A 22,692-nucleotide genomic window follows, 5' to 3' on the forward strand; every position below is an offset into this window, starting at 1 on the left:
CCTCAGTTCAGCGCTTCCATGCGCAGCTTCGTCACCTTCGAGACGACCGTCGCGAGGCTTTCGATCTGCGCGATCGCCGCGTTGACGTTCTTCTCGATCGTCTCGTGCGTGATCAGGATGATGTCGGTCTCGCCGTTGGCGCCGTCGACCTGCTCCGATTCCTTCTGCAGCAGCGCGTCGATCGAGATGCCCGATTCGGCGAGGATGCGCGTGATGGCGGCCAGCACGCCGGTCTGGTCGGCCACCCGCAGGCGCAGGTAGTAGCCGCTCGTGATTTCCTCGATCGGCAGAATCGGCGTGTTCGACAGGCTGTCGGGCTGGAACGCGAGATGCGGCACGCGATGCTCGGGGTCGGCCGTGTGCAGGCGCGTAACGTCGACGAGATCCGCGACCACCGCCGACGCGGTCGGCTCCGCGCCCGCGCCCTTGCCGTAGTACAGCGTCGTGCCGACCGCGTCGCCGTGCACGACGACCGCGTTCATCGCACCTTCGACGTTCGCGAGCAGGCGCTTCTCGGGGATCAGCGTCGGATGCACGCGCAGTTCGATGCCGTTTTCGGCGCGACGCGCGATGCCGAGCAGCTTGATCCGGTAGCCGAGCTCTTCCGCGTAACGGATGTCGGTCGCGTCGAGCTTGCTGATGCCCTCGACATACGCACGGTCGAACTGCACCGGCACGCCGAACGCGATCGCGCTCATGATCGTCGCCTTGTGCGCGGCGTCGACGCCTTCGATGTCGAAGGTCGGATCGGCTTCCGCGTAGCCGAGCTCCTGCGCGGCCTTCAGCGCCGTCGCGAAGTCGAGCCCGCGGTCGCGCATTTCCGACAGGATGTAGTTGGTCGTGCCGTTGATGATGCCGGCGATGTACTGGATGCGGTTCGCGGTCAGGCCTTCGCGCAGCGCCTTGATGATCGGGATGCCACCGGCGACGGCCGCCTCGAACGCGACCATCACGCCCTGCTCGCGCGCGGCCTCGAAGATCTCGGTGCCGTGCACCGCGAGCAGCGCCTTGTTCGCCGTCACGACGTGCTTGCCGTTCGCGATCGCACGCAGCACGAGCTCGCGCGCGATGCCCGTGCCGCCGATCATCTCGGCAATGATCGAGATCGACGGATCGTCGACGACCGAATTGAAATCGTCGGTGATCTCAACGGCGCCGGCGGCGCCGAGCGCAGCCTGCGCCTTGGCCGGGTTGCGCACGGCAATGCGCGTCACCTCGATGCCGCGCCCCGCGCGTCGCTTGATTTCTTCCTGGTTGCGGCGCAGCACCGTGAAGGTGCCGCTGCCCACCGTGCCGAAGCCCAACAGGCCAACTTTGATCGGTTCCATGCTGCGTGTGATCGATGAGTAAGAATGAGTGAGTGCCATGTGGTCCTGCCCGCTCAGGCCGAATGGCGCTTGCGGTAGCCGTCGAGGAAGCGTGCGATCCGGTTGATCGAATCGGTCAGGTCGTCGAGATTCGGCAGGAAGACCACACGGAAGTGGTCCGGCGTCGCCCAGTTGAAACCCGTGCCCTGCACGAGCAGCACGCGTTCCTCGAGCAACAGGTCGAGAATGAACTGCTGGTCGTTCTGGATCGGGTAGAGCTTCGGGTCGAGGCGCGGAAACATGTACAGCGCGGCCTGCGGCTTCACGCAGGTCACGCCCGGAATCGACGTGAGCATGTCGTAGGCGAGTTCGCGCTGCTTGTACAGGCGCCCGCTCGGCACGATCAGCTCGTTGATGCTCTGGTAACCGCCGAGCGCCGTCTGGATCGCGAACTGCCCGGGCACGTTCGCGCACAGGCGCATCGACGACAGGATGCCGAGCCCCTCGAGGTAATCCTTCGCGTGCCGGCGGTTGTCGCCGCCCAGGCCCGACACGGCCATCCAGCCGGCGCGGTAGCCGCACGAGCGATAGCTCTTCGACAGGCTGTTGAACGTGACGGTAATCACGTCCTCCGACAGCGCGCCCATCGCCGTGTGCTCGAGGCCGTCGTAGACGATCTTGTCGTAGACCTCGTCGGCGAACACGATAAGCCCGTGCTGGCGCGCGATCTCGAGCAGTTCGAGCAGCAATTCGTCGGAATAAAGCGCGCCCGTTGGATTGTTCGGGTTGATCACGACGAGCGCCTTGGTATTCGGCGTGATCTTGCGGCGGATGTCGTCGAGATCGGGCATCCACGCGTTCTGCTCGTCGCAGACGTAGTGCACGGGCGTGCCGCCCGACAGGCTCACCGCCGCCGTCCACAGCGGGTAGTCGGGCGCGGGCAGCAGCACTTCGTCGCCGTCGTTCAGCAGCGCCTGGGTCGCCATCACGATCAGCTCGGACGCGCCGTTGCCGATGTAGATGTCGTCGAGACCGACGCCCACGACGCCCTTTTGCTGCGTGTAGTGCATCACGGCCTTGCGGGCCGAGAACACGCCCTTCGAATCCGAATAGCCCGACGACGTCGGCAGGTTGCGGATCATGTCCTGGATGATCTCGTCCGGCGCGTCGAAACCGAACGGCGCGAGGTTGCCGATGTTCAGCTTGATGATGCGGTGGCCTTCGTCCTCGAGGCGCTTCGCGTGCTCGAGCACCGGGCCACGGATGTCGTAGCAGACGTTGAGCAGCTTGTTCGACTTCTGAATCGGTTTCACGACGACACGGTTCCTGGGTTGGCCTTGCGGCCGGGGGGGGCGGGATCAAAACTGGAAAGCGGCCGGTCTGTGCGCGCTGTCTAGACTGGAAAAAGCGGGCGGTCGGACGCGGCTTGTGGCGACGCACGACGCAAGTGGCGCCCGGGGGCGACCAAAAAGTTATAATTTAGCGGATTTTGGCCGACTTTCGCAATGCACCATAACCGCATCGGGCCCCGCCGTCGGGCGTCCCGCCAGTACTGGAGCGCGAAACCGGCCGCCCGGGCCCGTGTGGCCCAGCGACACATTCCCCTACGGAACCGCGGAATACCGATTTGAAACTGCACCAGGACACGAGCGGCGCGCTCAACACCGTCACCGGCTACGGCCCCGATTATGTCGACGTCAATCTCGAACGCCACGAAACGAGCGTCATCGTGCTGCCCGGCGCGCCGGTCCAGGCGTGGCCCGTGTCGTCGTTCGACGCACTCGCCCCCGAGCATTTCGCGATGCTGCTCGACCCGCCCCCCGAACTCGTGATCTTCGGCAGCGGCGCGCGGCTGCGCTTCCCGCACCCACGGCTCGTCGCGGCGCTCACGGCCAAGCGGATCGGCGTCGAAACCATGGATTTCCAGGCGGCCTGCCGCACCTACAACATCCTGATGGCCGAGGGCCGCAAAGTCGCCGCCGCGCTCTTAATTGAACGTTAATCCCCGATGCGGTAAAACTCGGGCCGGCGCAGCGGGTCGATCCCCCGGATCGGCCCGGCCAGGCCGCCCGCCCCCGGCGCAACCCGCCGGCGGCCCGTCACAACAACCAACAGGCTGAAAATCCATGAACGATACGCCGTCGAGGCTACCGCTCAATCGCATCACGCTCGTCCTCCTGCTCGTCGCGCTCGCGATCGTCTGGTTCGCGCCGCTCGGGCTGCGCCACCTGATCCCGAGCGACGAAGGCCGCTACGCGGAGATGGCGCGCGAGATGTTCGTCACCGGCGACTGGATCACGCCGCGCTACAACGGCTACAAGTACTTCGAGAAGCCGCCGCTGCAGACCTGGCTGAACGCGCTGACGTTCGCCTGGTTCGGCATCGGCGAATGGCAGGCGCGCCTCTATACGGCCGTCGCGTCCTTCGCCGGCGTGCTGCTCGTCGGCTACACCGGCGCGCGCCTGTTCAACCCGCTGTCGGGCTTCCTCGCGGCCGTCGTGCTCGCCTGCTCGCCGTACTGGAACCTGATGGGCCACTTCAACGCGCTCGACATGGGGCTCGCGTTCTGGATGGCGCTGTCGCTCTGCTCGCTGCTGCTCGCGCAGCGGCCCGGGCTGCGGCCGGCCGCGGTGCGCGGCTGGATGTGGGCGTGCTGGGCCGCGATGGCGTTCGCGGTGCTGTCGAAGGGCCTGGTCGGCGTGATCCTGCCCGGCGCCGTGCTCGTGCTCTATACGCTAGTGGCACGCGACTGGGCGCTGTGGAAGCGCCTGTACCTGATCAGCGGCCTCGTGATCTTCTTCGCGATCGTCACGCCGTGGTTCGTGCTCGTCCAGCAACGCAACCCCGAGTTCTTCAACTTCTTCTTCATCGTCCAGCAGTTCCGCCGGTACCTGACCCCGGAACAGAACCGTCCGGGCCCGCTCTACTACTTCGTGCCCGTGCTGCTGGTCGGCTTCCTGCCGTGGCTGTCGGTCGCGTGGCAGAGCATCCGCCATGCGCTGCGGATGCCGCGCCAGCCGAACGGCTTTTCGCCGATGCTCGTGCTGCTGATCTGGAGCGCATTCATCTTCCTGTTCTTCAGCGCGTCGCATTCGAAGCTGATCTCGTACGTGCTGCCGGTCGCGCCGGCGCTCGCGCTGATCATCGGCGCGTACCTGCCGCTGATGACGGCCGACCGGTTCCGCCGCCACCTGCTCGGCTACCTCGTGTTCTTCGTCGTCGCGGCGTTCGGGCTCATCTTCCTCGCGTACCAGGGCGATGCACGCACGCCGAACGCGCTGTACCGCGCGTTCCAGATGTGGCTGTACGCGGGCCTCGCGGTCTCGGCCGCGCTGACGCTCGCGGCCGCATGGCTGAACCGCCGCGCGGGTGTCGCGGCCGCGATCACCGCATTCGGCGCCGCGTGGCTCGCGTTCGGCACGATCGGCGGCACCGGGCACGACGAGTTCGGCCGCTACAGCTCGGGCGCGCTGCTCGCGCCCGCCGTGCGCGCCGAACTCGCGAAGCTGCCGCCCGACACGCCGTTCTACTCGATCGAGATGCTCGATCACACGTTCCCGTTCTATATGGGCCACACGACGATCATGGTCCAGCGCCAGGACGAGCTCGCGTTCGGGATCTCGGTCGAGCCGAACAAGTGGATTCCGACCGTCGACGAATGGATCACGCGCTGGAAGCAGGAAACCCATGCGCTCGCGATCATGCCGCCCGGCCAGTACGACACGCTGGTCAAGCAAGGCGTGCCGATGCGCGTCATTGCGCGCGACAGCCGCCGCGTGATCGTCGAGAAACCGCAATCGTAAGGACGCCCACCGCATGAATCCCGTTTCACTCGTCTGCATCATCACCGGCGTGATGCTCAACGCCTGTGCGCAACTTCTGCTGAAAGCCGGCGTCAACGCCGTTGGACACTTCGAATTCAGCCGTGCGAACATCATCCCGGTCGGCCTGAAGATCGCGACCCAGTTGCCGATCATCGGCGGCCTCGGCTGCTACGTACTGAGCGTCGTCGTCTGGATCGTCGGGCTGTCGCGGGTCGACGTGTCGATCGCGTACCCGATGCTGTCGCTCGGCTATGTCGTCAACGCATTCGCGGCCTGGTACCTGTTCGGCGAAGTGCTGTCGGTCCAGCGGCTCATCGGCATCGGCATCATCCTGATCGGGGTGCTCGTGCTCGCACGCAGCTGAGCGTCCGCGGCACCCGGCGGCGTTAAGCGTCCGCCTACAAAAAATCACGGTGCGAATCCGTCAACCGGTGTTTAATGCCGGTTTCGGACGGGATCGCCCGACCCTTTTATTACACGCCATTACAGGCCAAAGCGTTCATGAGCCAGACTTCCGCTCCGTTTCTGCCGTTCACCCGCCCCGAGATCGATGAGGAAACCATCCAGGGCGTCGTCGACGTGCTGCGCTCGGGCTGGATCACCACCGGCCCGCAGAGCCAGAAATTCGAAGCGGCCCTGTCCGAGTACTGCGGCGGCCGTCCGGTCCGCGCGTTCAATTCGGGCACCTGCACGCTCGAGATCGGCCTGCGCATCGCGGGCGTCGGCGCCGGCCACGAGGTGATCACGACGCCGGCGTCGTGGGTCTCGACCAGCAACGTGATCCTCGAGACCGGCGCGACGCCCGTGTTCGTCGACATCGATCCGGTCACGCGCAACATCGACCTCGACAAGCTCGAGCAGGCGATCACGCCGCGCACGAAGGCGATCATCCCCGTCTATCTGGCTGGCCTGCCGGTCGACATGGACCGCCTGTACGCGATCGCGCGCGCGCACAACCTGCGCGTGATCGAGGATGCCGCGCAGGCGCTCGGCTCGACGTGGAACGGCAAGCGCATCGGCGCGATCGGCGACATCGTGTCGTTCAGCTTCCACGCGAACAAGAACCTGACGACGATCGAAGGCGGCGCGCTCGTGCTGAACAACGAGGACGAGGCGACGCTCGCACAGAAGTACCGGCTGCAGGGCATCACGCGCACGGGCTTCGACGGCATGGACTGCGACGTGCTCGGCGGCAAGTACAACCTGACCGACGTCGCCGCGCGCGTCGGCCTCGGCCAGCTGCCGCACCTCGCGCGGTTCACCGCGCAGCGCCATGCGCTCGCCCGCGCGTATTTCGCCGCGTTCGACGGCGGTGCGGCCACGAAGCTCGGTCTCGGCCTGCCGCTCGCCGAATTCGAGAACGGCAACTGGCACATGTTCCTCGTCACGCTGCCGCTCGAGCGGCTGACGATCACCCGCGCCGAGTTCATGGCGCAGATGAAGGAACGCGGCATCGGCACGGGCATCCACTACCCGGCGATCCATCTTTTCACGCTGTACCGCGGGCTCGGCTTCAAGGAGGGCATGTTCCCCCACGCCGAACGGTACGGCGCATCGACCGTCACGCTGCCGCTCTTCACGCAGATGACGGAAGACGACGTGCGTCGCGTGGTCGACGCCATCAACCAGATTTGCGAACAATACGGAAAATAAGCGTACATGAGTCACCTTGAAGCACGCGCCGGGCATCCGGGCGCCGGGCACCTGGACGCCGGCCGGCCCGAAGTATCGATCATCATCCCCGTGTACAACGAGGAAGATGGCCTTGCCGCGCTGTTCGCGCGGCTGTATCCGGCACTCGACGCACTCGACACGTCATACGAAGTGATCCTGATCAACGACGGCAGCCGCGACCGCTCGGCCGCGATGCTCGCCGATCAGTTCCACGTGCGCCCCGACACGACGCGTGTCGTGCTGCTCAACGGCAACTACGGCCAGCACATGGCGATCCTCGCCGGCTTTGCGCAGTCGCACGGCGACATCGTCATCACGCTCGACGCCGACCTGCAGAACCCGCCCGAGGAAATCGGCAAGCTGATCGCGAAGATGCGCGAGGGCTACGACTACGTCGGCTCGATCCGCAAGCAGCGCCAGGACAGCCTGTGGCGACGCAAGGCGTCGCAGATGATGAACCGGCTGCGCGAGCGCATCACGCGCATCAAGATGACCGACCAGGGCTGCATGCTGCGTGCGTACAGCCGCCGCATCATCGACACGATCAACGTGTGCGGCGAAGTCAACACCTTCATCCCCGCGCTCGCCTATACGTTCGCGCAGAACCCGACCGAAATCGAGGTCGCGCACGAGGAACGCTTCGCGGGCGAGTCGAAGTACTCGCTGTACAGCCTGATCCGGCTGAACTTCGACCTCGTGACGGGCTTCTCGGTCGTGCCGCTGCAGTGGCTGTCGTTCATCGGCGTGATCCTGTCGATCGGCTCCGCCGCGCTGTTCGTGCTGCTGCTCGTACGGCGCTTCATCGTCGGCGCGGAAGTGCAAGGCGTGTTCACGCTGTTCGCGATCACGTTCTTCCTGCTCGGCGTGATCATCTTCGCGCTCGGCCTGCTCGGCGAATACGTCGGCCGCATCTACCAGCAGGTGCGCGCGCGGCCGCGCTACCTGATCCAGGCCGTGCTCGAGCAGCACGACGGCGTGCCGGCGGTGCCGGCCGGCGCGAACCGCGCGGGAGCCGCGCAATGAAGCCGCGCGCGGTCGTCTTCGCGTATCACAACGTCGGCGTGCGATGCCTGCAGGTGCTGCTCGCGCGCGGCGTCGACGTCGCGCTCGTCGTCACGCACGAGGACAACCCGAACGAGAACATCTGGTTCGGCAGCGTCGCATCCGTCGCGACCGAGCACGGCATTCCGGTCGTGTCGCCGGCCGATCCCGCGGATCCGGCGCTGCGCCGCGCGGTGTCCGACGCGCAGCCGGATTTCATCTTCTCGTTCTACTACCGCCACATGCTGCCGGTGGACCTGCTCGCGATCGCGCCGCGCGGCGCGTACAACATGCACGGTTCGCTGCTGCCGAAATACCGGGGTCGGGTACCGACCAATTGGGCCGTGCTGAACGGCGAGACCGAAACCGGCGCGACGCTGCACGAGATGGCCGCGAAGCCCGACGCGGGCGCGATCATCGGCCAGACCGCGGTGCCGATCCTGCCGGACGACACGGCCACGCAGGTGTTCGACAAGGTCACGGTGGCCGCCGAGCAGACGCTCTGGCGCGTGCTGCCCGCGCTGCTCGCGGGCGAGGCGCCGCACCTGCCGAACGATCTCGCGACCGGCAGCTACTTCGGCGGGCGCAAGCCCGAGGACGGCCGCGTCGACTGGTCGAAGCCGGCCGCGCAGGTCTACAACCTCGTGCGCGCGGTCGCGCCGCCGTATCCCGGCGCATTCACGGACGTCGGCGGCACGCGTTTCGTGATCGCGCGCGCGCGCCTCGCGGCACCCGGCAGCGCGGCGGCGGCCGCCGCGGCAGATTTGCCGCCTGGCCTGCACGTAAGCGATAATGCGCTATTCGGCGTCTGCGGCGACAGCCGCGCCCTATCCATTCTCGAGCTGTGGCAGCAGCGCGACGGCAGCGAAACCGTCGTGACGCCCGCGGAATTCGCGCAGTTCATTCATTCTTCCCGTCATTCATGAAAGCAAAAAAAGTCCTGATCCTGGGTGTGAACGGCTTCATCGGCCATCACCTGTCGAAGCGCATTCTTGAAACCACCGATTGGGAAGTGTTCGGCATGGACATGCAGACCGATCGGCTTGGCGATCTCGTCAACCACGAGCGGATGCATTTCTTCGAAGGCGACATCACGATCAACAAGGAGTGGGTCGAGTATCACGTGAAGAAGTGCGACGTGATCCTGCCGCTCGTCGCGATCGCGACACCCGCCACCTACGTCCAGCAGCCGCTGCGCGTGTTCGAGCTCGACTTCGAGGCGAACCTGCCGATCGTGCGTTCGGCCGTCAAGTACGGCAAGCACCTCGTGTTCCCGTCGACCTCCGAGGTCTACGGCATGTGCTCGGACGAGCAGTTCGACCCGGACGCATCGGCGCTCACCTACGGCCCGATCAACAAGCCGCGCTGGATCTACGCGTGCTCGAAGCAGCTGATGGACCGCGTGATCTGGGGCTACGGGATGGAAGGCCTGAACTTCACGCTGTTCCGTCCGTTCAACTGGATCGGCCCGGGCCTCGACTCGATCTACACGCCGAAGGAAGGCAGCTCGCGCGTCGTCACGCAGTTCCTCGGCCACATCGTGCGCGGCGAGAACATCAGCCTCGTCGACGGCGGTTCGCAGAAGCGCGCGTTCACCGACATCGGCGACGGCATCAGCGCGCTGATGAAGATCATCGACAACGCGAACGGCGTCGCATCGGGCAAGATCTACAACATCGGCAATCCGAAGAACAACTTCTCGGTTCGCGAGCTCGCGCACAAGATGCTCGAACTGGCGGCGGAATACCCCGAGTACGCCGATTCGGCCAAGCAGGTGAAGCTCGTCGAAACGACGTCGGGCGCCTACTACGGCAACGGCTACCAGGACGTGCAGAACCGCGTGCCGAAGATCGACAACACGATGCAGGAGCTCAACTGGGCACCGCAAGCGACGTTCGACGACGCGCTGCGCAACATCTTCGAAGCGTATCGCGGCCACGTCGCCGACGCGCGCGCGCTCGTCGAACAGCAAGGCTGATCGGGTCGTTCGCTTGGCTCGCATCGTCCTCAAGATCGACGTCGACACGCTGCGCGGCACGCGCGAAGGCGTGCCGAACCTCGCGCGCATCTTCGACCGCTTCAGTGCGCGCGCGACCTTCCTCTTCAGCCTCGGGCCCGATCACACGGGCTGGGCGCTGCGGCGCGTGTTCCGCCCCGGCTTCCTGAAGAAGGTGTCGCGCACGTCGGTGGTCGAACACTACGGCGTGAAGCAGCTGATGTACGGCGTGCTGCTGCCGGCCCCCGACATCGGTCGCCGTGCGATCGCCGACATGCGCGCGATCCACGAGGCCGGCTTCGAATGCGGCATCCACACGTGGGACCACGTGTACTGGCAGGACAACGTCCGCGCGCGCGATCGCGACTGGACCGCGCGTGAAATGCAGAAGAGTCACGCGCGCTTCGTCGAGATCTTCGGCGCGCCGCCCGTCACGCACGGCGCGGCAGGCTGGCAGATGAACGATTCCGCATTCGAGCAGATCGACGCATGGGGGATGCGCTACGCATCCGACGGTCGCGGCCATTCGCCGTACCTGCCCGTCGTCGGCGGCCGCACGCTGTCGCACGTGCAGATGCCGACGACGCTGCCCACGCTCGACGAAGTGCTCGGCATCGACGGCATCGACACGCACAACGTCGCCGCGCACATCCTCAAGTTCACCGAAACCAATCCGCACGACCAGGTGTTCACGCTGCATGCGGAACTGGAAGGCCAGAAGCTCGCGCCCGTGTTCGAGCAACTGCTCGCCGGCTGGCGCGCGCAAGGCCACACGTTTGCGACGATGGGCGACTACCACGCGACGCTGGACCGCGACTCGCTGCCATCGTACCCTGTCACGTGGGGCGAAATCCCCGGCCGCTCCGGCGAACTGATCGTCCAGCCCGACTGAGTTCGCGCGCGAGCCGGCGTCGCCCGCTCCGCCCTTGCGGCGCACTGCCGCGACGCCCCGCCGAACCGCGCCGCCGCCGCGGCGCCTTTGCATAACAACAGGAGAAACACGTGTCTGTCGAAGTTGACCGCCAAGTTCCCGATTTCACCGCACCGGCCACGGGCGGCGACATTTCGCTGTCCGACCTGAAGGGCAAGAAGCTCGTGCTGTACTTCTATCCGAAGGACAACACGCCGGGCTGCACGACCGAAGGGCTGCAGTTCCGCGATCTCTATCCGAAGTTCAAGAAAGCCGGTGCGGAAGTCATCGGCGTGTCGCGCGACAGCCTGCGCTCGCATGACAATTTCAAGGCAAAACTCGAACTGCCGTTCCCGCTGATTTCCGATGCCGACGAAGCGCTGTGCGCGCTGTTCGATGTCATCAAGATGAAGAAAATGTATGGCAAGGAAGTACGCGGAATCGAGCGCTCGACGTTCCTGATCGACGCCGACGGCGTGCTCCGTCAGGCATGGCGCGGCATCAAGGTACCGGGGCATGTGGACGACGTGCTAAGTGCTGTACAAGCGCTTTGAGGCGCGTTATATTGGCCCGCAATGAATGCCAGTTCGCCCCATATTTCTCGTAGCTGCGCCGGTGCTCGTAGCGATGCTTGCCAGCACCTGACGCGCATTACGACGGTATCAGCCGAGCCGCATGCCCCTGTCGACGGGGCAGCGGCTTTTTTTATGGATTGCGCGCCGGCCCTCGGTCCGGCCCTCACCCCGTCAAGGAGCTGATCGACACTTAGGCGAACCGGCTAGACGAAATTCCTGTGCGCCACCGCGCGCAAACTGCATGCGTCTACGTCACGCAGGATGCGATCAGCGGCGCACGCCATGCGACACGATTCCTCCCGAGGGACACCATGCCTTTGCCTACTCCCCCCAGCAAGCTCGGCAGCCTTCTGCCGCCCGACGAATACAAGGTGAAAGCGCGGCCTGCGAAAACCGCGAAGAAATCCGCCGAAGGGGACGCATCCACAGCCGGTGACTATGGCCCGGCCAGCGTGGCCCAACCGATGATCGAAGCCGCGAACACGGCCGCGCCGCTGCGCGCCGTCGCGTCTTCGGCGCAGGATGCCGCGAGCGCACCCGCCCGCGGCCGCAAGACCAGACAGACGGCCGCCCTGCTGCAGCCGATGCCGGCGCCCGCCGAACCCGCGGCACCGGTCGTCGCGCGCAACGACAAGCCGGCCGCCGACAAACCGGCCGCGGCACCCGCGCGCGATACCGGCGCGACGACGAAGTCGCGCAGCCGCAAGCCGGCCGAAGCCGAGCAGCAGAAACTGTTCGTGCTCGACACCAACGTGCTGATGCACGACCCGAGCAGCCTCTTCCGCTTCGAGGAACACGACGTCTATCTGCCGATGATGACGCTCGAGGAACTCGACAACCACAAGAAGGGGATGTCCGAGGTCGCACGCAATGCGCGTCAGGTCAGCCGCACGCTCGACGCGCTCGTCGCCGACGGCGGCCCGATCTCGGCCGGCATTCCGCTGTCGCGCCTCGGCAGCCGCGAGGCGCTCGGCCGCCTGTACTTCCAGACCAAGCTCACCGACATCGCTCCCGTCGAAGGGCTGCCCGAAGGCAAGGCCGACAACCAGATCCTCGGTGTCGTGCGCGCGTTGCAGCGCGACCGGCCCGACCGCCAGGTCGTGCTGGTGTCGAAAGACATCAACATGCGGATCAAGGCGCATGCGCTCGGCCTGCCCGCGGAAGACTACTTCAACGACCAGGTGCTCGAGGATTCCGATCTCCTCTACACCGGCGTGCGCGAACTGCCGCAGGACTTCTGGACCAAGCACGCGAAGGGCATGGAGAGCTGGCAGGACACGAAGACGGGCACCACGTACTACCGCGTGACCGGCCCGCTCGTCGCGTCGATGCTCGTCAACGAGTTCGTCTATCTCGAGCCGCAGAACGGCGAACCGACGTTCCATGCGATCGTCCGCGAACTGAACGGCAAGACGGCGCTGCTGCAGACGCTGCGCGACTACAGCCACCACAAGAACAACGTGTGGGGCATCACCGCGCGCAACCGCGAGCAGAACTTCGCGCTGAACCTGCTGATGAACCCGGAGATCGATTTCGTCACGCTGCTCGGCCAGGCCGGTACCGGCAAGACGCTCGTCGCACTCGCGGCCGGCCTCGCGCAGGTACTCGACGACAAGCGCTACAACGAGATCATCGTGACGCGCGCGACCGTGCCCGTCGGCGAGGACATCGGTTTCCTGCCCGGCACCGAGGAAGAGAAGATGCAGCCGTGGATGGGTGCCTTCGACGACAACCTCGAAGTGCTGCAGAAGACCGACGACGCGGCCGGCGAATGGGGACGTGCCGCGACGCAGGAGCTGATCCGTTCGCGCCTGAAGGTGAAGAGCATGAACTTCATGCGCGGCCGCACGTTCGTCGACAAGTACCTGATCATCGACGAAGCGCAGAACCTGACGCCGAAGCAGATGAAGACGCTCGTCACGCGTGCGGGCCCCGGCACGAAGATCGTATGCCTCGGCAACATCGCGCAGATCGACACGCCTTACCTGACCGAAGGCAGTTCGGGCCTGACCTACGTCGTCGACCGCTTCAAGGGCTGGGGCCACAGCGGCCACGTGACGCTCGCGCGCGGCGAACGCTCGCGGCTCGCCGACTACGCGTCGGACATCCTGTAACGCGGCAGGCCGGCCCCGTCGGCCGGCTTTCGACGCATCGCGGCGCTCCGTTTCCGGAGCGCCGTTTTTATTTGGGGTCGAAAACGGAAGTAACACATCGTCACGCAACAACCTCACTTACGCGCGAAACTTCAAGTAAATTCTCAGGAATGGTTGCTTAAGCCCCGCCGGAGCGTCTACCATCGGGTCTGTCTGTTGTCATACGATTCGCGAGCGCGCCGCGCTCGCCCGCCTTGCCATGCTTCGAATCTGGGTTCCCGTCACCGTCGTTTCGCTGCTTGCGGCCTGCTCGAGCGTGCCGCCGCAGTCGGCATCGCGCGACCCGGGAATGAAGATCACGACGCCGCGCGCATTCCCGGCGCCCGCCAATTTCCCGAAATTCGTCGATCACAGCGTCGGCCAGGAAGAAATCTCGATCCAGGCGATGAGCCTCGTCGGCGTTCCGTATCGCTGGGGCGGCAACACCCCGACGAGCGGCTTCGACTGCAGCGGGCTCGTGCGCTACGTGATCGGTCGCGCGGCCGACGTGAACCTGCCGCGCACGACCGCCGACATGAGCGGCCGCGGCGTGTCGATCGAGCCCGACCAGGTCGCACCGGGCGACCTGATCTTCTTCAACACGACCGGGCGGCCGCATTCGCACGTCGGCATCTATGTCGGCAAGCTGCGCTTCGTCAACGCACCGTCGACGGGCGGCACCGTGCGGCTCGACTACCTGACGAACCCGTACTGGGCCAAGCGCTTCGATGGCATTCGCCGCGTCGCGCCGCCGCGCACGGCGCCTACGCCGTTCGATGCGCCGACCTACGACGCCCGGCGCGACGAGCCGCGCAACCCGCCGGCGGTCACGCCCGCCCCTGTCGTCGTGACTACCGCCGCGCCGCGCCCGCCGGCCTACGCTTCGTCGCAAACCGGAGCGACCCAGTCGCCCGCTCGGGTCACGCCGGCCACGCCGGCCACGCCGGCCGTGTCGACCGCCGCGGTTGCGGTTGCACCGGTCGCCGCGCCCGCTGATCCGTACGAACCGCCACCGCCCCGCGTGCAGGCAGCTCAGCAGCAGGCGACGTCCGCGAATGACGGCGCAACCGCGATGGCGTCGAATGCAGCGCCGGCCAGCCCGGCGGAGGTCGGCACACAGATTCCGACCACGGCACTGACGGCCGCCCAGGCGGCCGCTTTCGACGCGGAACCAGCACCCGCCCCCATCGCGACGGCTGCGCGCAGCGCCGAGCCCGCCGCTGTGCAGGTACTGCGTGCATCCACACAAGCCGCGCCCGTCGCCCCGCGCACCGGCACGGCCGACGATCCGATCGCCCGGTTCGCGAACGGAAGTTACTGACCCGTTTCGTCCGTGCCTGCGGCCACGCGGCACCGCACCCACCGTTCGTCGCTCACTCCCGCAGCCACAAAAGAAAATACGCCGCAGCCTTTCGGCGTGCGGCGCATTTCATGTCGATCCTGCGGTGTCGGCGATCAGAAGATCCGGTGTCCGAGCCACCATCCGCCGGCCGCGATCAGCGCGGACGCGGGAATCGTCAGCACCCATGCCCACACGATGTTGCCGGCAACGCCCCAGCGCACGGCCGACAGCTTGCGCGTCGCGCCGACGCCGACGATCGCGCCGGTGATCGTATGCGTGGTCGAAACGGGAATGCCGAGGAACGACGCAATAAACAGCGTGATCGCACCACCGCTTTCCGCGCAGAAACCGCCGACCGGCTTGAGCTTCGTGATCTTCTGGCCCATCGTGCGCACGATGCGCCAGCCGCCGAACAGCGTGCCGAGGCCCATCGACAGGTAACACGCGCCGATGACCCACGCGGGCGGCGCATCGGACGTCGCCGACGCATAACCCGACGCGATCAGCAGCATCCAGATGATGCCGATCGTCTTCTGCGCGTCGTTGCCGCCGTGGCCAAGGCTGTACAGGCCGGCCGACAGCAGCTGGAGCCGCCGGAAGCGCCGGTCGACCTTGCTGGGCGCGGTACGGAAATACAGCCACGACACGCCGAGCATGAACAGCGAACCGAGGACGAAGCCGAGCAGCGGCGAAATGAAGATGAACGCGACGGTCTTCATCAGCCCGTCCATGTTCAGCGAGCTCCAGCCCGACTTCGCGAGTGCCGCGCCGACGAGGCCACCGATCAGCGCGTGCGACGAGCTCGACGGAATCCCGTAGTACCAGGTGATCACGTTCCAGCCGATCGCACCGACCAGCGCGCCGAACACGACATAGTGGTCGACGATCTCGGGATCGATCGTGCCTTTACCGACGGTCTGCGCGACTTTCAGGTGGAAGATGAAATACGCGATGACGTTGAACGCGGCCGCGAACACCACGGCCTGCTGGGGCTTCAGCACCCCGGTGGACACGACGGTGGCGATCGAGTTCGCCGCGTCGTGAAAGCCGTTCATGAAGTCGAATACGAGCGCGACGAGCACCAGCGTCGCGACCATCCATAGGGCGAGTTGTATCGAATGCATCGTGGTCCGCTCAGGCGTTTTCCAGCACGATGCCTTCGATGATGTTCGCGACGTCCTCGCACTTGTCGGTGATCTCTTCGAGCAGCTCGTAGATCGCCTTCAGCTTGATGAGCGTCTTCACGTCGTCTTCCTCGCGGAACAGCTTCGACATCGCCGCGCGCAGCACGCGATCGGCCTCCGACTCCCAGCGGTCGATCTCCTCGCACTGCTTGAGGATCTGCCCCGACTGCTTCATGTCGGACAGCATGCCGACCGCCTGCTGCACGTGCTGGGCCGACTGCGTGACGATGTGCGCGAGCTGGCTCGCCTCCGACGTGACGGCACGCACGTCGTACAGCGAGATGGCCGTCGCGACGTCCTCCATCAGGTCGAGGATGTCGTCCATCGTCGTGATCAGCTTGTGGATCTCGTCGCGATCGAGCGGCGTGATGAAAGTCTTGTGCAGCAAATCGATCGCTTCGTGCGTGAGCTTGTCAGCGGCCTTCTCGGCGGTCTGCACGTTTTGCTTGTGAATCTCGGCGTCGGCGAGATTGTCGATCAGCAGTTCGAGCTCGCGGCCACCGGAAACGATGTGCTTCGCGTGCGCGTTGAAGAGTTGAAAGAACTTGCCCTCGGTGGGCATGAATCGACCGAACATGGGATTCCTGAGAGATTGTCAAACTACTGTCACGAAAACGGGCGACATTGTACCGTTTCCGGTCGTGACTCGGCGCGCACATATGCGCGCGCCGGGATTGAATACAACGTTTGGCGAAATAAGGGTTTACTTCCGGCGTTACTCGCCGAGGAAGTTCTGCGCCCCGGCAAAATTATCGAACTTCGTGTATTGCCCAAGGAACGTGAGCCGAACGGGTCCGATCGGACCGTTACGCTGCTTGCCGATGATGATCTCGGCCGTCCCTTTGTCCGGGCTGTCGGGATTGTAAACTTCATCGCGGTAGATGAACAGGATCACGTCCGCATCCTGTTCGATTGCGCCGGATTCACGCAGGTCCGACATCACCGGACGCTTGTTCGGGCGCTGCTCGAGGCCGCGGTTCAACTGCGACAGCGCGATCACCGGCACGTCGAGTTCCTTCGCGAGACTCTTCAGCGAACGTGAGATTTCCGAGATTTCGGTCGCGCGGTTCTCGCCCTGCGACGAGCCCGACATCAGCTGCAGGTAATCGACGATGATGAGGCCGAGCTTGCCGCATTGCCGCGCGAGACGCCGCGCGCGCGAGCGCAATTCCATCGGGTTCAGGCCACCCGTCTCGTCGATGAAGATCTGCGCCTCGCTCATCTTCTGCACCGCATGAGTCAGCTTCGGCCAGTCCTCGTCGGTCAGGCGCCCCGTCCGCATCCGGTGCTGGTCGAGCCGGCCGATCGAGCCGAGCATACGCATCACGAGCTGGGTGCCCGGCATTTCCATCGAGAACACGGCAACAGGCAGCCCGTACTCGACCGCGACATATTCGCCGACGTTCATCGAAAACGCTGTCTTGCCCATCGACGGACGCCCCGCGACGATGATCAGCTCGCCGCCGTGCATCCCGGAAGTCATCCGGTCGAGGTCGACGAAGCCCGTCGGCGTGCCCGTGACGTCGCTCGGGTTCGCGGTGTGGTACAGCGTGTCGATGCGCTCGACGACCTGCGTGAGCAGCGGGCCGACCTCGAGGAAGCCCTGGTTGCCGCGCGCGCCCTCTTCGGCGATCGAGAACACCTTCGACTCGGCTTCGTCGAGCAGCTGACGCACTTCCTTGCCCTGCGGATTGAATGCGTCCGCCGAGATTTCGTCGGCGACCGACACGAGCCGGCGCAGCACCGCGCGGTCGCGCACGATTTCCGCATAACGGCGGATGTTCGCCGCGCTCGGCGTGTTCTGCGCGAGCGCGTTCAGGTACGCGAGCCCGCCGACGTCGTCGGCCTTGCCGGACGTGACCATCGCTTCGTACACGGTCACGACGTCGGCCGGGCGCGTCGACGCGATCAGCCGGCCGATGTGCTCGTAGATGATCCGGTGGTCGTAGCGATAGAAATCGCCCTGCGACAGGAAGTCGGCAATCCGGTCCCATGCCGCGTTGTCGAGCAACAGGCCGCCGAGCACCGACTGTTCGGCTTCGACCGAATGCGGCGGGACTTTCAGCGATTCGATTTGGGGATCTTGCGGCGCGTTCATGGGTTGGGATTATCGCGAATTACACAGGACGGCGCCATACCGGCCACCAGCGAACGGGCAATAAAAAAGGCAGGCCCCGGTTGCCCGGGCGCCTGCCCTTGTCCGGACAGCGGAAGCCGCCCGGGAAGCTTGCGTACGCTTACGCGTGGTCGCCGATCACGTTGACCGTGACGTCAACGATGACGTCCGTGTGCAGTGCGATCTGGACGTTGTGCTCGCCGATCATCTTCAGCGGGCCTTCCGGCATACGAACTTGCAGCTTCTCGACTTCGAAACCTGCCTTCTTCAGCAGTTCCGCGACGTCGCCGTTCGTGACCGAGCCGAACAGACGGCCGTCAACGCCCGACTTCTGCGTGATTTCGAACGATTGGCCGTTCAGCTTTTCGCCGACTGCCTGCGATGCTGCCAGCTTTTCAGCGGCGATCTTTTCGAGTTCCGCGCGGCGGACTTCGAATTCAGCGATCGCTTCCTTCGTTGCACGACGAGCCTTGCGGTTCGGGATCAGGAAGTTGCGAGCGTAACCGTCCTTGACCTTGACGATGTCGCCGAGGTTGCCCAGGTTGGCGACTTTTTCCAACAGAATGATTTGCATTCGAATTCTCCTTATTGCGTCGCCTGATTACGCCTTGTGCTGATCGGTGTACGGCATCAGCGCGAGGAAACGCGCGCGCTTGATTGCCGTGTCCAGCTGACGCTGATAGTGCGCCTTCGTACCCGTCAGACGAGCCGGCGTGATCTTGCCGTTTTCGCCGATGAAGTCCTTCAGCGTTTCCGTGTCCTTGTAGTCGATCTGCTCGACGCCGGCAGCCGTGAAACGGCAGAACTTCTTGCGCTTGAAGAGCGGGTTTTGTTGCTGACGACGCTTGTCGAATTTCTTACCAGTCGGGCGGGGCATGATTTCAGTCCTTTCCAATGTCCTGCAATGCTGTGATGTGAAACACCAAGGTTCTCGCGTTGCGGCTTTTCTTTGCCAGGAAGCCCGTGAACAGCGTTTCGACGCCCATTTCACGACTTTCCAGCTTGCCGCTCGCCTCACCGGCCGCCACCGCCTCGATCGTCATTTCGACCTGACGGGGAATGCCTGCTTCGACGACTTCCGTGCGGTGGTGCAACGTGGCGCTTGCGATCGGAACACCTGCCGGCGTATATCGCACCGGTGCGCGTTCGACGACGCTCGCCGTCAATTGCAACCTGTTCACGTGAGTAGCGCGCTCCTTGATGGCTTAATGAATGACGAACTTAAGCCTGCGCTTCGGTCGGCTGAGCTGCAGCCGCCTTCTTGGCTTCTTCGCGCTGAACTTCCTTCATCATCGGCGACGGGCCGGTTTCGGCCTTCTTCATCTTGACGATGAGGTGGCGCAGCACGGCGTCGTTGAACTTGAACGCGTGTTCGAGTTCGTCGAGCGTCGTCTGGTCGCACTCGATGTTCATGCAGACGTAGTGAGCCTTCGCGAGTTTCTCGATCATGTAGGCCAGTTGGCGACGGCCCCAGTCTTCGACGCGGTGGATCTGACCGCCGTGCGACGTGATCGTGGTCTTGTAACGCTCGATCATCGCGGGCACTTGCTCGCTCTGATCGGGGTGCACGATGAATACGATTTCGTAATGACGCATTACACACTCCTTGTGGATTAAAGCCACCCGGGCGTCTGAACCGGTGTGGCAAGTGAGAAGCCGAAGATTCTAACCCGGATACGGGGCTCGTGCAAGGCCAATCGACGGCTCGCGGCTGGATTCAGCCGTGTTTTCAAAGACTTGAAGGGCCGGGCTCGCGTTATCGGCTGCGTTGCGGCCTTTTTGAGATCGGGGCCGGATCCCGGGCGGACCCGTGCCCCGTCGCGCCGTCACTCGGTGTGCGTGCCGGCGAGCCGCGTGTCGAGCGCCGTCCTGAACGCCGCGAGCGCCGACGGCTCCGCGTCGGTCACGGCCCACCACGTCATCCCGGCCGCGTCCCAGCGGTCGAGCGCATAACCCTGCGACACGGTCGTGTACGGCGCGTTTGCCTGCCCTTCTCCGGCCGGCCGCACGTAGACGTCGATCACGTGCTGCCGGTAGCGGTACACGAGCACCGCGACGCGGCGACGCCCGACATAGTCGAGCCGGCCGCCGACCAGCGCGAAGCCGCTCGCCGCGAGATCCTCGACCGGCGGCGCATAGTCGAGCCGGCCGTTGAACCACGGCTTGACCGTGTGCCGGTCAGTCGAGATCACGTCGATGTCGCGCGCCGACAGGTCGGCCCGCACGTGGCTCGAGACCAGTTCGTCGACCGTGCGGTCGGTGTCGGCGTGGCGCGCGGACAGCGCCATCCCGGCCGCCGCGGCGAGCGCCACCAGCAGCGCGACGCCCCAGCCGAGCCCGGGCAGCGCGGCGACGCGCGGCCCCGTGCCGGCAGGCGCCGGGCGTAGCGGCACGCCGCTGCCGGTCGGCCAGAAGAACCAGCGGCGGCCGCGCGGCGGCGCTTTGGGTTGCGCTTGCGGCGCGGGCCGCGGTTCCGCCCGCGAAGGTTCGCTGGCCCGCCCGACGTCCGCCACCGGCAACGCCGCGAGGATGCTCGCCCGCAGCGCATCCGGCGCGCGGTGATAGTCGGCCTGCCGCACCGCCTGCACCAGCGTGACGATCCGCGCACGTTCGCGGCGGCACGCGTCGCACCCTTCGACATGCTGCTGGACCCGCAACGCATCGGGCGCCGACAGCTCGCGGTCGACGTCCGCGTCCAGCAACGCTCGCGCTTCGTTACAGTCCATCGATAGCCTCCGATGCATTTCCACCCGCCGGCGTACGGCCCGGCTTGCCGCCGGCCGCCGGCGCCGGCGCGCCGCCCAGCAGCGCGGCCAACCTGCGGCGGCCACGCGCGAGCCGCGACATCACCGTGCCGACCGGCACGTCCGCGATCGCCGCGATCTCGCGGTAGCTCAAATCCTCCATCTCGCGCAGCACGAGCACCTCGCGGTATTCGGGCGGCAGCTTCGCGAGCGCCGCATTCACGAGCCGCACATTCTCGCCGCGCAGCAGCTGCGCGAGCGGATCCTCGGTCGCGGGCTGCCAGTCGTCGAGCGCCTCGGTGTCGTCGAGCGTGTCGGGCAGCGCGACCTCGTGCGCATGCGTGCGGCGGCGCCATTCGGTGTACCAGGTGTGGCGCACGATCGTCAGCAGCCACGGCCGCGCGTTGTCGCCGCGACACGAATCGACGAAGCGCAGCGCGCGCATGCACGCGTCCTGGACGACATCGTCCGCATCGCTGGCGCTGCCGCTCAGCCAGCGCGCGAGGTTGTACGCGGCGTCAAGATGCGGCAGCACGAGCGTGCGAAACCGCTCGCCGCGCGCTACCGCGTCGTCCGCCACCTGCTCATCGACCGCCTGTCCGGCTTGCCCCACATGGCCTCCCTGGTCCCGGCGGCCGACGCCGCGCCCGTTCCGCGCACGATGCCCGGACAGACCGGCAACGTGCACGCTCGATGACCTTACCGTCGTTGCGTCGAGTTTATTCCCGCGCCGCGCGCACGAAGCGTAAAAAAATCGCCGGACGGCCTTGCGGCCCGGCCGCCCGCCCCGCTACGGCGTGGTGCTCCAGTAGCCCGGAAGCGCGTATGCGGCGCGCAGGTAGTCGATGAAATAGCGCACGCGCGCCGGCACGTAGCGCTGCTGCGGGTAGACCGCCAGGATGTCGTAGTCGGGCAGCGCATACTCGTCGAGCACGGTCTCGAGCTCGCCCGTTTCGAGCTGCGCGGCGATTTCCCAGGTCGAGCGCCAGCCGAGCCCGAGGCCCTCGGCCACCCAGCGGTGCAGCAGCTCGCCGTCGTTGCAGTCGAGATTGCCGGCCACGCGCATCGTCGCGATCTTGCCGTGGCGCTGGAAATACCAGCCGCGGTTCTGCCCGCCCTGCAGGTTGAAGGCCAGGCAGTTGTGCTTGAGCAGGTCGTCGAGCGACTTCGGCCGGCCGTGCCGGCGGAAATAGTCGGGCGTACCGCACACGACGCGCCGGTTCGACGCGAGCTTCACCGCGACGAAGTTCGGATCCACGGCGCCGCCGATCCGGATCGACAGGTCATAGCCTTCGCGCACGAGATCGACGACCCGGTCGGTCAGGTTGAACGACAGCTGCATCTCGGGCTTGTCGGCGAGAAAGCCGGGCGCGTGCGGCGCGACGTGCTTGCGCCCGAACGCGGCCGGCGCGGACACGATCAGGTGCCCGCTGACCGCGCGCCGCCCGGCGGCCAGTTCGTTTTCGGCCTGGTCCCATTCGGACAGCAGCCCGCGGCAGCGCTCGAGGAACGCGGCGCCCTCCTCGCTGACCACCAGGCGCCGCGTCGAGCGGTACATCAGCTTCACGCCGAGGCGCTTCTCGAGCGCGTCGATGCGCCGCCCGAGCACCACCGGCGACACACCCTCCTCGAGCGCCGCGGCCGCGAGGCTGCCGGCATCCGCGACCCGCACGAACGTCTCGATCTGCTTGAAGCGATCCATCTCCCGTCTCCGTCTCGGTTCCGACACCGGCGGGAAACCCCGTCCGGCCGTCATTCCATACTTTTAGTTTCGAAATAAGCGACTCCGGCTGATCTTATCAAACCTTTCCTGCATCCCTAAAGTGTTCCCAACAGACCCATTTGCA

At 65.8% G+C, this 22,692-nt stretch carries 23 protein-coding genes and 1 pseudogene; 11 read left to right on the plus strand and 13 right to left on the minus strand.

Translation table 11 applies throughout. From position 1 onward, the window contains the following. Window positions 1-2: 2 nt before the first annotated feature. On the minus strand, window positions 3-1,328 hold the full coding sequence (locus tag ACN22W_RS10320) for a homoserine dehydrogenase (protein WP_129512299.1): 1,326 nt from the start codon (window positions 1,326-1,328) through the stop codon (window positions 3-5). 53 nt (window positions 1,329-1,381) lie between these two features. Beyond that, a complete protein-coding gene (locus ACN22W_RS10325; protein WP_048246860.1) occupies window positions 1,382-2,620 on the minus strand; it encodes a pyridoxal phosphate-dependent aminotransferase in 1,239 nt (412 codons plus the stop codon). Between the two features lie 314 nt (window positions 2,621-2,934). On the opposite strand from ACN22W_RS10325, the gene ACN22W_RS10330 reads away from it, so the two are divergent. The 9 genes from ACN22W_RS10330 to ACN22W_RS10370 all read left to right on the plus strand — a co-directional run bounded on the left by ACN22W_RS10330 (window position 2,935) and on the right by ACN22W_RS10370 (window position 11,306). Next, a complete protein-coding gene (locus ACN22W_RS10330) occupies window positions 2,935-3,309 on the plus strand; it encodes an Mth938-like domain-containing protein (RefSeq protein WP_129512300.1) in 375 nt (124 codons plus the stop codon). 124 nt (window positions 3,310-3,433) lie between these two features. Further along, on the plus strand, window positions 3,434-5,110 hold the full coding sequence (locus ACN22W_RS10335; protein ID WP_129512301.1) for a glycosyltransferase family 39 protein: 1,677 nt from the start codon (window positions 3,434-3,436) through the stop codon (window positions 5,108-5,110). Window positions 5,111-5,123: 13 nt separating this feature from the next. Continuing rightward, window positions 5,124-5,495, plus strand: a complete 372-nt coding sequence (locus tag ACN22W_RS10340) for an EamA family transporter (RefSeq protein ID WP_048246853.1) — start codon at window positions 5,124-5,126, stop codon at window positions 5,493-5,495. A 137-nt stretch (window positions 5,496-5,632) separates the two neighbouring features. Next, the gene (locus ACN22W_RS10345; RefSeq protein WP_419684032.1) at window positions 5,633-6,784 is read left to right on the plus strand and encodes a DegT/DnrJ/EryC1/StrS family aminotransferase; all 1,152 of its coding nucleotides are present in this window, start codon (window positions 5,633-5,635) and stop codon (window positions 6,782-6,784) included. A gap of 6 nt (window positions 6,785-6,790) precedes the next feature. Then, on the plus strand, window positions 6,791-7,828 hold the full coding sequence (locus ACN22W_RS10350; RefSeq protein ID WP_048246850.1) for a glycosyltransferase: 1,038 nt from the start codon (window positions 6,791-6,793) through the stop codon (window positions 7,826-7,828). Beyond that, window positions 7,825-8,772, plus strand: coding sequence for a formyltransferase (locus ACN22W_RS10355; protein ID WP_419684034.1), 948 nt, complete (start codon window positions 7,825-7,827; stop codon window positions 8,770-8,772). The genes ACN22W_RS10350 and ACN22W_RS10355 overlap by 4 nt, the downstream gene beginning before the upstream one ends. Beyond that, window positions 8,769-9,824, plus strand: a complete 1,056-nt coding sequence (locus tag ACN22W_RS10360; RefSeq protein WP_053077665.1) for a bifunctional UDP-4-keto-pentose/UDP-xylose synthase — start codon at window positions 8,769-8,771, stop codon at window positions 9,822-9,824. The genes ACN22W_RS10355 and ACN22W_RS10360 overlap by 4 nt, the downstream gene beginning before the upstream one ends. A 13-nt stretch (window positions 9,825-9,837) precedes the next feature. Beyond that, entirely contained in the window at window positions 9,838-10,734 is an 897-nt protein-coding gene (locus ACN22W_RS10365; protein WP_419684037.1) for a polysaccharide deacetylase family protein, read from the plus strand. 110 nt (window positions 10,735-10,844) lie between these two features. Next, window positions 10,845-11,306: a peroxiredoxin gene (locus tag ACN22W_RS10370; RefSeq protein WP_006756046.1), complete on the plus strand. Its 462-nt coding sequence runs from the start codon at window positions 10,845-10,847 to the stop codon at window positions 11,304-11,306. A gap of 192 nt (window positions 11,307-11,498) precedes the next feature. Here ACN22W_RS10370 and ACN22W_RS10375 read toward each other — a convergent pair. Beyond that, window positions 11,499-11,743: pseudogene (locus ACN22W_RS10375) on the minus strand (hypothetical protein); the annotation flags it as partial. Here ACN22W_RS10375 and ACN22W_RS10380 point away from each other — a divergent pair. Both ACN22W_RS10380 and ACN22W_RS10385 read left to right on the plus strand, forming a co-directional pair. After that, on the plus strand, window positions 11,639-13,441 hold the full coding sequence (locus ACN22W_RS10380) for a PhoH family protein (RefSeq protein WP_419684040.1): 1,803 nt from the start codon (window positions 11,639-11,641) through the stop codon (window positions 13,439-13,441). The pseudogene ACN22W_RS10375 and the gene ACN22W_RS10380 overlap by 105 nt on opposite strands. A 238-nt stretch (window positions 13,442-13,679) precedes the next feature. Further along, the gene (locus ACN22W_RS10385; protein ID WP_419684042.1) at window positions 13,680-14,780 is read left to right on the plus strand and encodes an NlpC/P60 family protein; all 1,101 of its coding nucleotides are present in this window, start codon (window positions 13,680-13,682) and stop codon (window positions 14,778-14,780) included. Between the two features lie 134 nt (window positions 14,781-14,914). Here the strand turns inward: ACN22W_RS10385 and ACN22W_RS10390 are convergent, their stop codons facing one another. The 10 genes from ACN22W_RS10390 to ACN22W_RS10435 form a co-directional block, all read right to left on the minus strand. Further along, window positions 14,915-15,925, minus strand: a complete 1,011-nt coding sequence (locus tag ACN22W_RS10390; protein ID WP_129512307.1) for an inorganic phosphate transporter — start codon at window positions 15,923-15,925, stop codon at window positions 14,915-14,917. 10 nt (window positions 15,926-15,935) lie between these two features. Beyond that, window positions 15,936-16,562 (minus strand): DUF47 domain-containing protein, encoded by a 627-nt coding sequence (locus ACN22W_RS10395; protein WP_419684044.1) that lies wholly within the window; start codon window positions 16,560-16,562, stop codon window positions 15,936-15,938. A gap of 138 nt (window positions 16,563-16,700) precedes the next feature. Next, window positions 16,701-18,083 (minus strand): replicative DNA helicase, encoded by a 1,383-nt coding sequence (locus ACN22W_RS10400; RefSeq protein ID WP_193098530.1) that lies wholly within the window; start codon window positions 18,081-18,083, stop codon window positions 16,701-16,703. A 139-nt stretch (window positions 18,084-18,222) separates the two neighbouring features. Then, window positions 18,223-18,675 carry a 50S ribosomal protein L9 gene (rplI, locus tag ACN22W_RS10405; protein WP_129512309.1) on the minus strand — a complete coding sequence of 151 codons (453 nt, stop codon included), beginning with the start codon at window positions 18,673-18,675 and terminating at the stop codon, window positions 18,223-18,225. A 27-nt stretch (window positions 18,676-18,702) separates the two neighbouring features. Continuing rightward, the gene (rpsR, locus tag ACN22W_RS10410; protein WP_047900883.1) at window positions 18,703-18,978 is read right to left on the minus strand and encodes a 30S ribosomal protein S18; all 276 of its coding nucleotides are present in this window, start codon (window positions 18,976-18,978) and stop codon (window positions 18,703-18,705) included. Between the two features lie 4 nt (window positions 18,979-18,982). Beyond that, entirely contained in the window at window positions 18,983-19,282 is a 300-nt protein-coding gene (gene priB, locus ACN22W_RS10415; protein WP_006486250.1) for a primosomal replication protein N, read from the minus strand. 40 nt (window positions 19,283-19,322) lie between these two features. Beyond that, window positions 19,323-19,697 carry a 30S ribosomal protein S6 gene (gene rpsF / locus ACN22W_RS10420; protein WP_006402295.1) on the minus strand — a complete coding sequence of 125 codons (375 nt, stop codon included), beginning with the start codon at window positions 19,695-19,697 and terminating at the stop codon, window positions 19,323-19,325. Window positions 19,698-19,927: 230 nt separating this feature from the next. Further along, window positions 19,928-20,827: a zf-HC2 domain-containing protein gene (locus tag ACN22W_RS10425; RefSeq protein WP_419684060.1), complete on the minus strand. Its 900-nt coding sequence runs from the start codon at window positions 20,825-20,827 to the stop codon at window positions 19,928-19,930. Next, window positions 20,817-21,458, minus strand: coding sequence for an RNA polymerase sigma factor (locus tag ACN22W_RS10430; RefSeq protein ID WP_048246832.1), 642 nt, complete (start codon window positions 21,456-21,458; stop codon window positions 20,817-20,819). The genes ACN22W_RS10425 and ACN22W_RS10430 overlap by 11 nt, the downstream gene beginning before the upstream one ends. 177 nt (window positions 21,459-21,635) lie before the next feature. After that, window positions 21,636-22,547, minus strand: a complete 912-nt coding sequence (locus ACN22W_RS10435; RefSeq protein ID WP_048246830.1) for a LysR family transcriptional regulator — start codon at window positions 22,545-22,547, stop codon at window positions 21,636-21,638. Window positions 22,548-22,692: the final 145 nt, after the last annotated feature.

The sequence above is a fragment of the Burkholderia theae genome (genome assembly GCF_048565265.1).
In the GTDB taxonomy this organism is placed as follows: Bacteria; Pseudomonadota; Gammaproteobacteria; order Burkholderiales; family Burkholderiaceae; genus Burkholderia; species Burkholderia theae.

Bases quoted from the DNA above. Each gene is read 5' to 3' on its own strand.
- ACN22W_RS10320 (WP_129512299.1), bottom strand. From the start codon at position 1,328: ATGGAACCGATCAAAGTTGGCCTGTTGGGCTTCGGCACGGTGGGCAGC.
- ACN22W_RS10335 (WP_129512301.1), top strand. From the start codon at position 3,434: ATGAACGATACGCCGTCGAGGCTACCGCTCAATCGCATCACGCTCGTC.
- ACN22W_RS10340 (WP_048246853.1), top strand. From the start codon at position 5,124: ATGAATCCCGTTTCACTCGTCTGCATCATCACCGGCGTGATGCTCAAC.
- ACN22W_RS10345 (WP_419684032.1), top strand. From the start codon at position 5,633: ATGAGCCAGACTTCCGCTCCGTTTCTGCCGTTCACCCGCCCCGAGATC.
- ACN22W_RS10350 (WP_048246850.1), top strand. From the start codon at position 6,791: ATGAGTCACCTTGAAGCACGCGCCGGGCATCCGGGCGCCGGGCACCTG.
- ACN22W_RS10355 (WP_419684034.1), top strand. From the start codon at position 7,825: ATGAAGCCGCGCGCGGTCGTCTTCGCGTATCACAACGTCGGCGTGCGA.
- ACN22W_RS10360 (WP_053077665.1), top strand. From the start codon at position 8,769: ATGAAAGCAAAAAAAGTCCTGATCCTGGGTGTGAACGGCTTCATCGGC.
- ACN22W_RS10380 (WP_419684040.1), top strand. From the start codon at position 11,639: ATGCCTTTGCCTACTCCCCCCAGCAAGCTCGGCAGCCTTCTGCCGCCC.
- ACN22W_RS10385 (WP_419684042.1), top strand. From the start codon at position 13,680: ATGCTTCGAATCTGGGTTCCCGTCACCGTCGTTTCGCTGCTTGCGGCC.
- ACN22W_RS10390 (WP_129512307.1), bottom strand. From the start codon at position 15,925: ATGCATTCGATACAACTCGCCCTATGGATGGTCGCGACGCTGGTGCTC.
- ACN22W_RS10395 (WP_419684044.1), bottom strand. From the start codon at position 16,562: ATGTTCGGTCGATTCATGCCCACCGAGGGCAAGTTCTTTCAACTCTTC.
- ACN22W_RS10400 (WP_193098530.1), bottom strand. From the start codon at position 18,083: ATGAACGCGCCGCAAGATCCCCAAATCGAATCGCTGAAAGTCCCGCCG.
- rplI (WP_129512309.1), bottom strand. From the start codon at position 18,675: ATGCAAATCATTCTGTTGGAAAAAGTCGCCAACCTGGGCAACCTCGGC.
- rpsR (WP_047900883.1), bottom strand. From the start codon at position 18,978: ATGCCCCGCCCGACTGGTAAGAAATTCGACAAGCGTCGTCAGCAACAA.
- rpsF (WP_006402295.1), bottom strand. From the start codon at position 19,697: ATGCGTCATTACGAAATCGTATTCATCGTGCACCCCGATCAGAGCGAG.
- ACN22W_RS10425 (WP_419684060.1), bottom strand. From the start codon at position 20,827: ATGGACTGTAACGAAGCGCGAGCGTTGCTGGACGCGGACGTCGACCGC.
- ACN22W_RS10435 (WP_048246830.1), bottom strand. From the start codon at position 22,547: ATGGATCGCTTCAAGCAGATCGAGACGTTCGTGCGGGTCGCGGATGCC.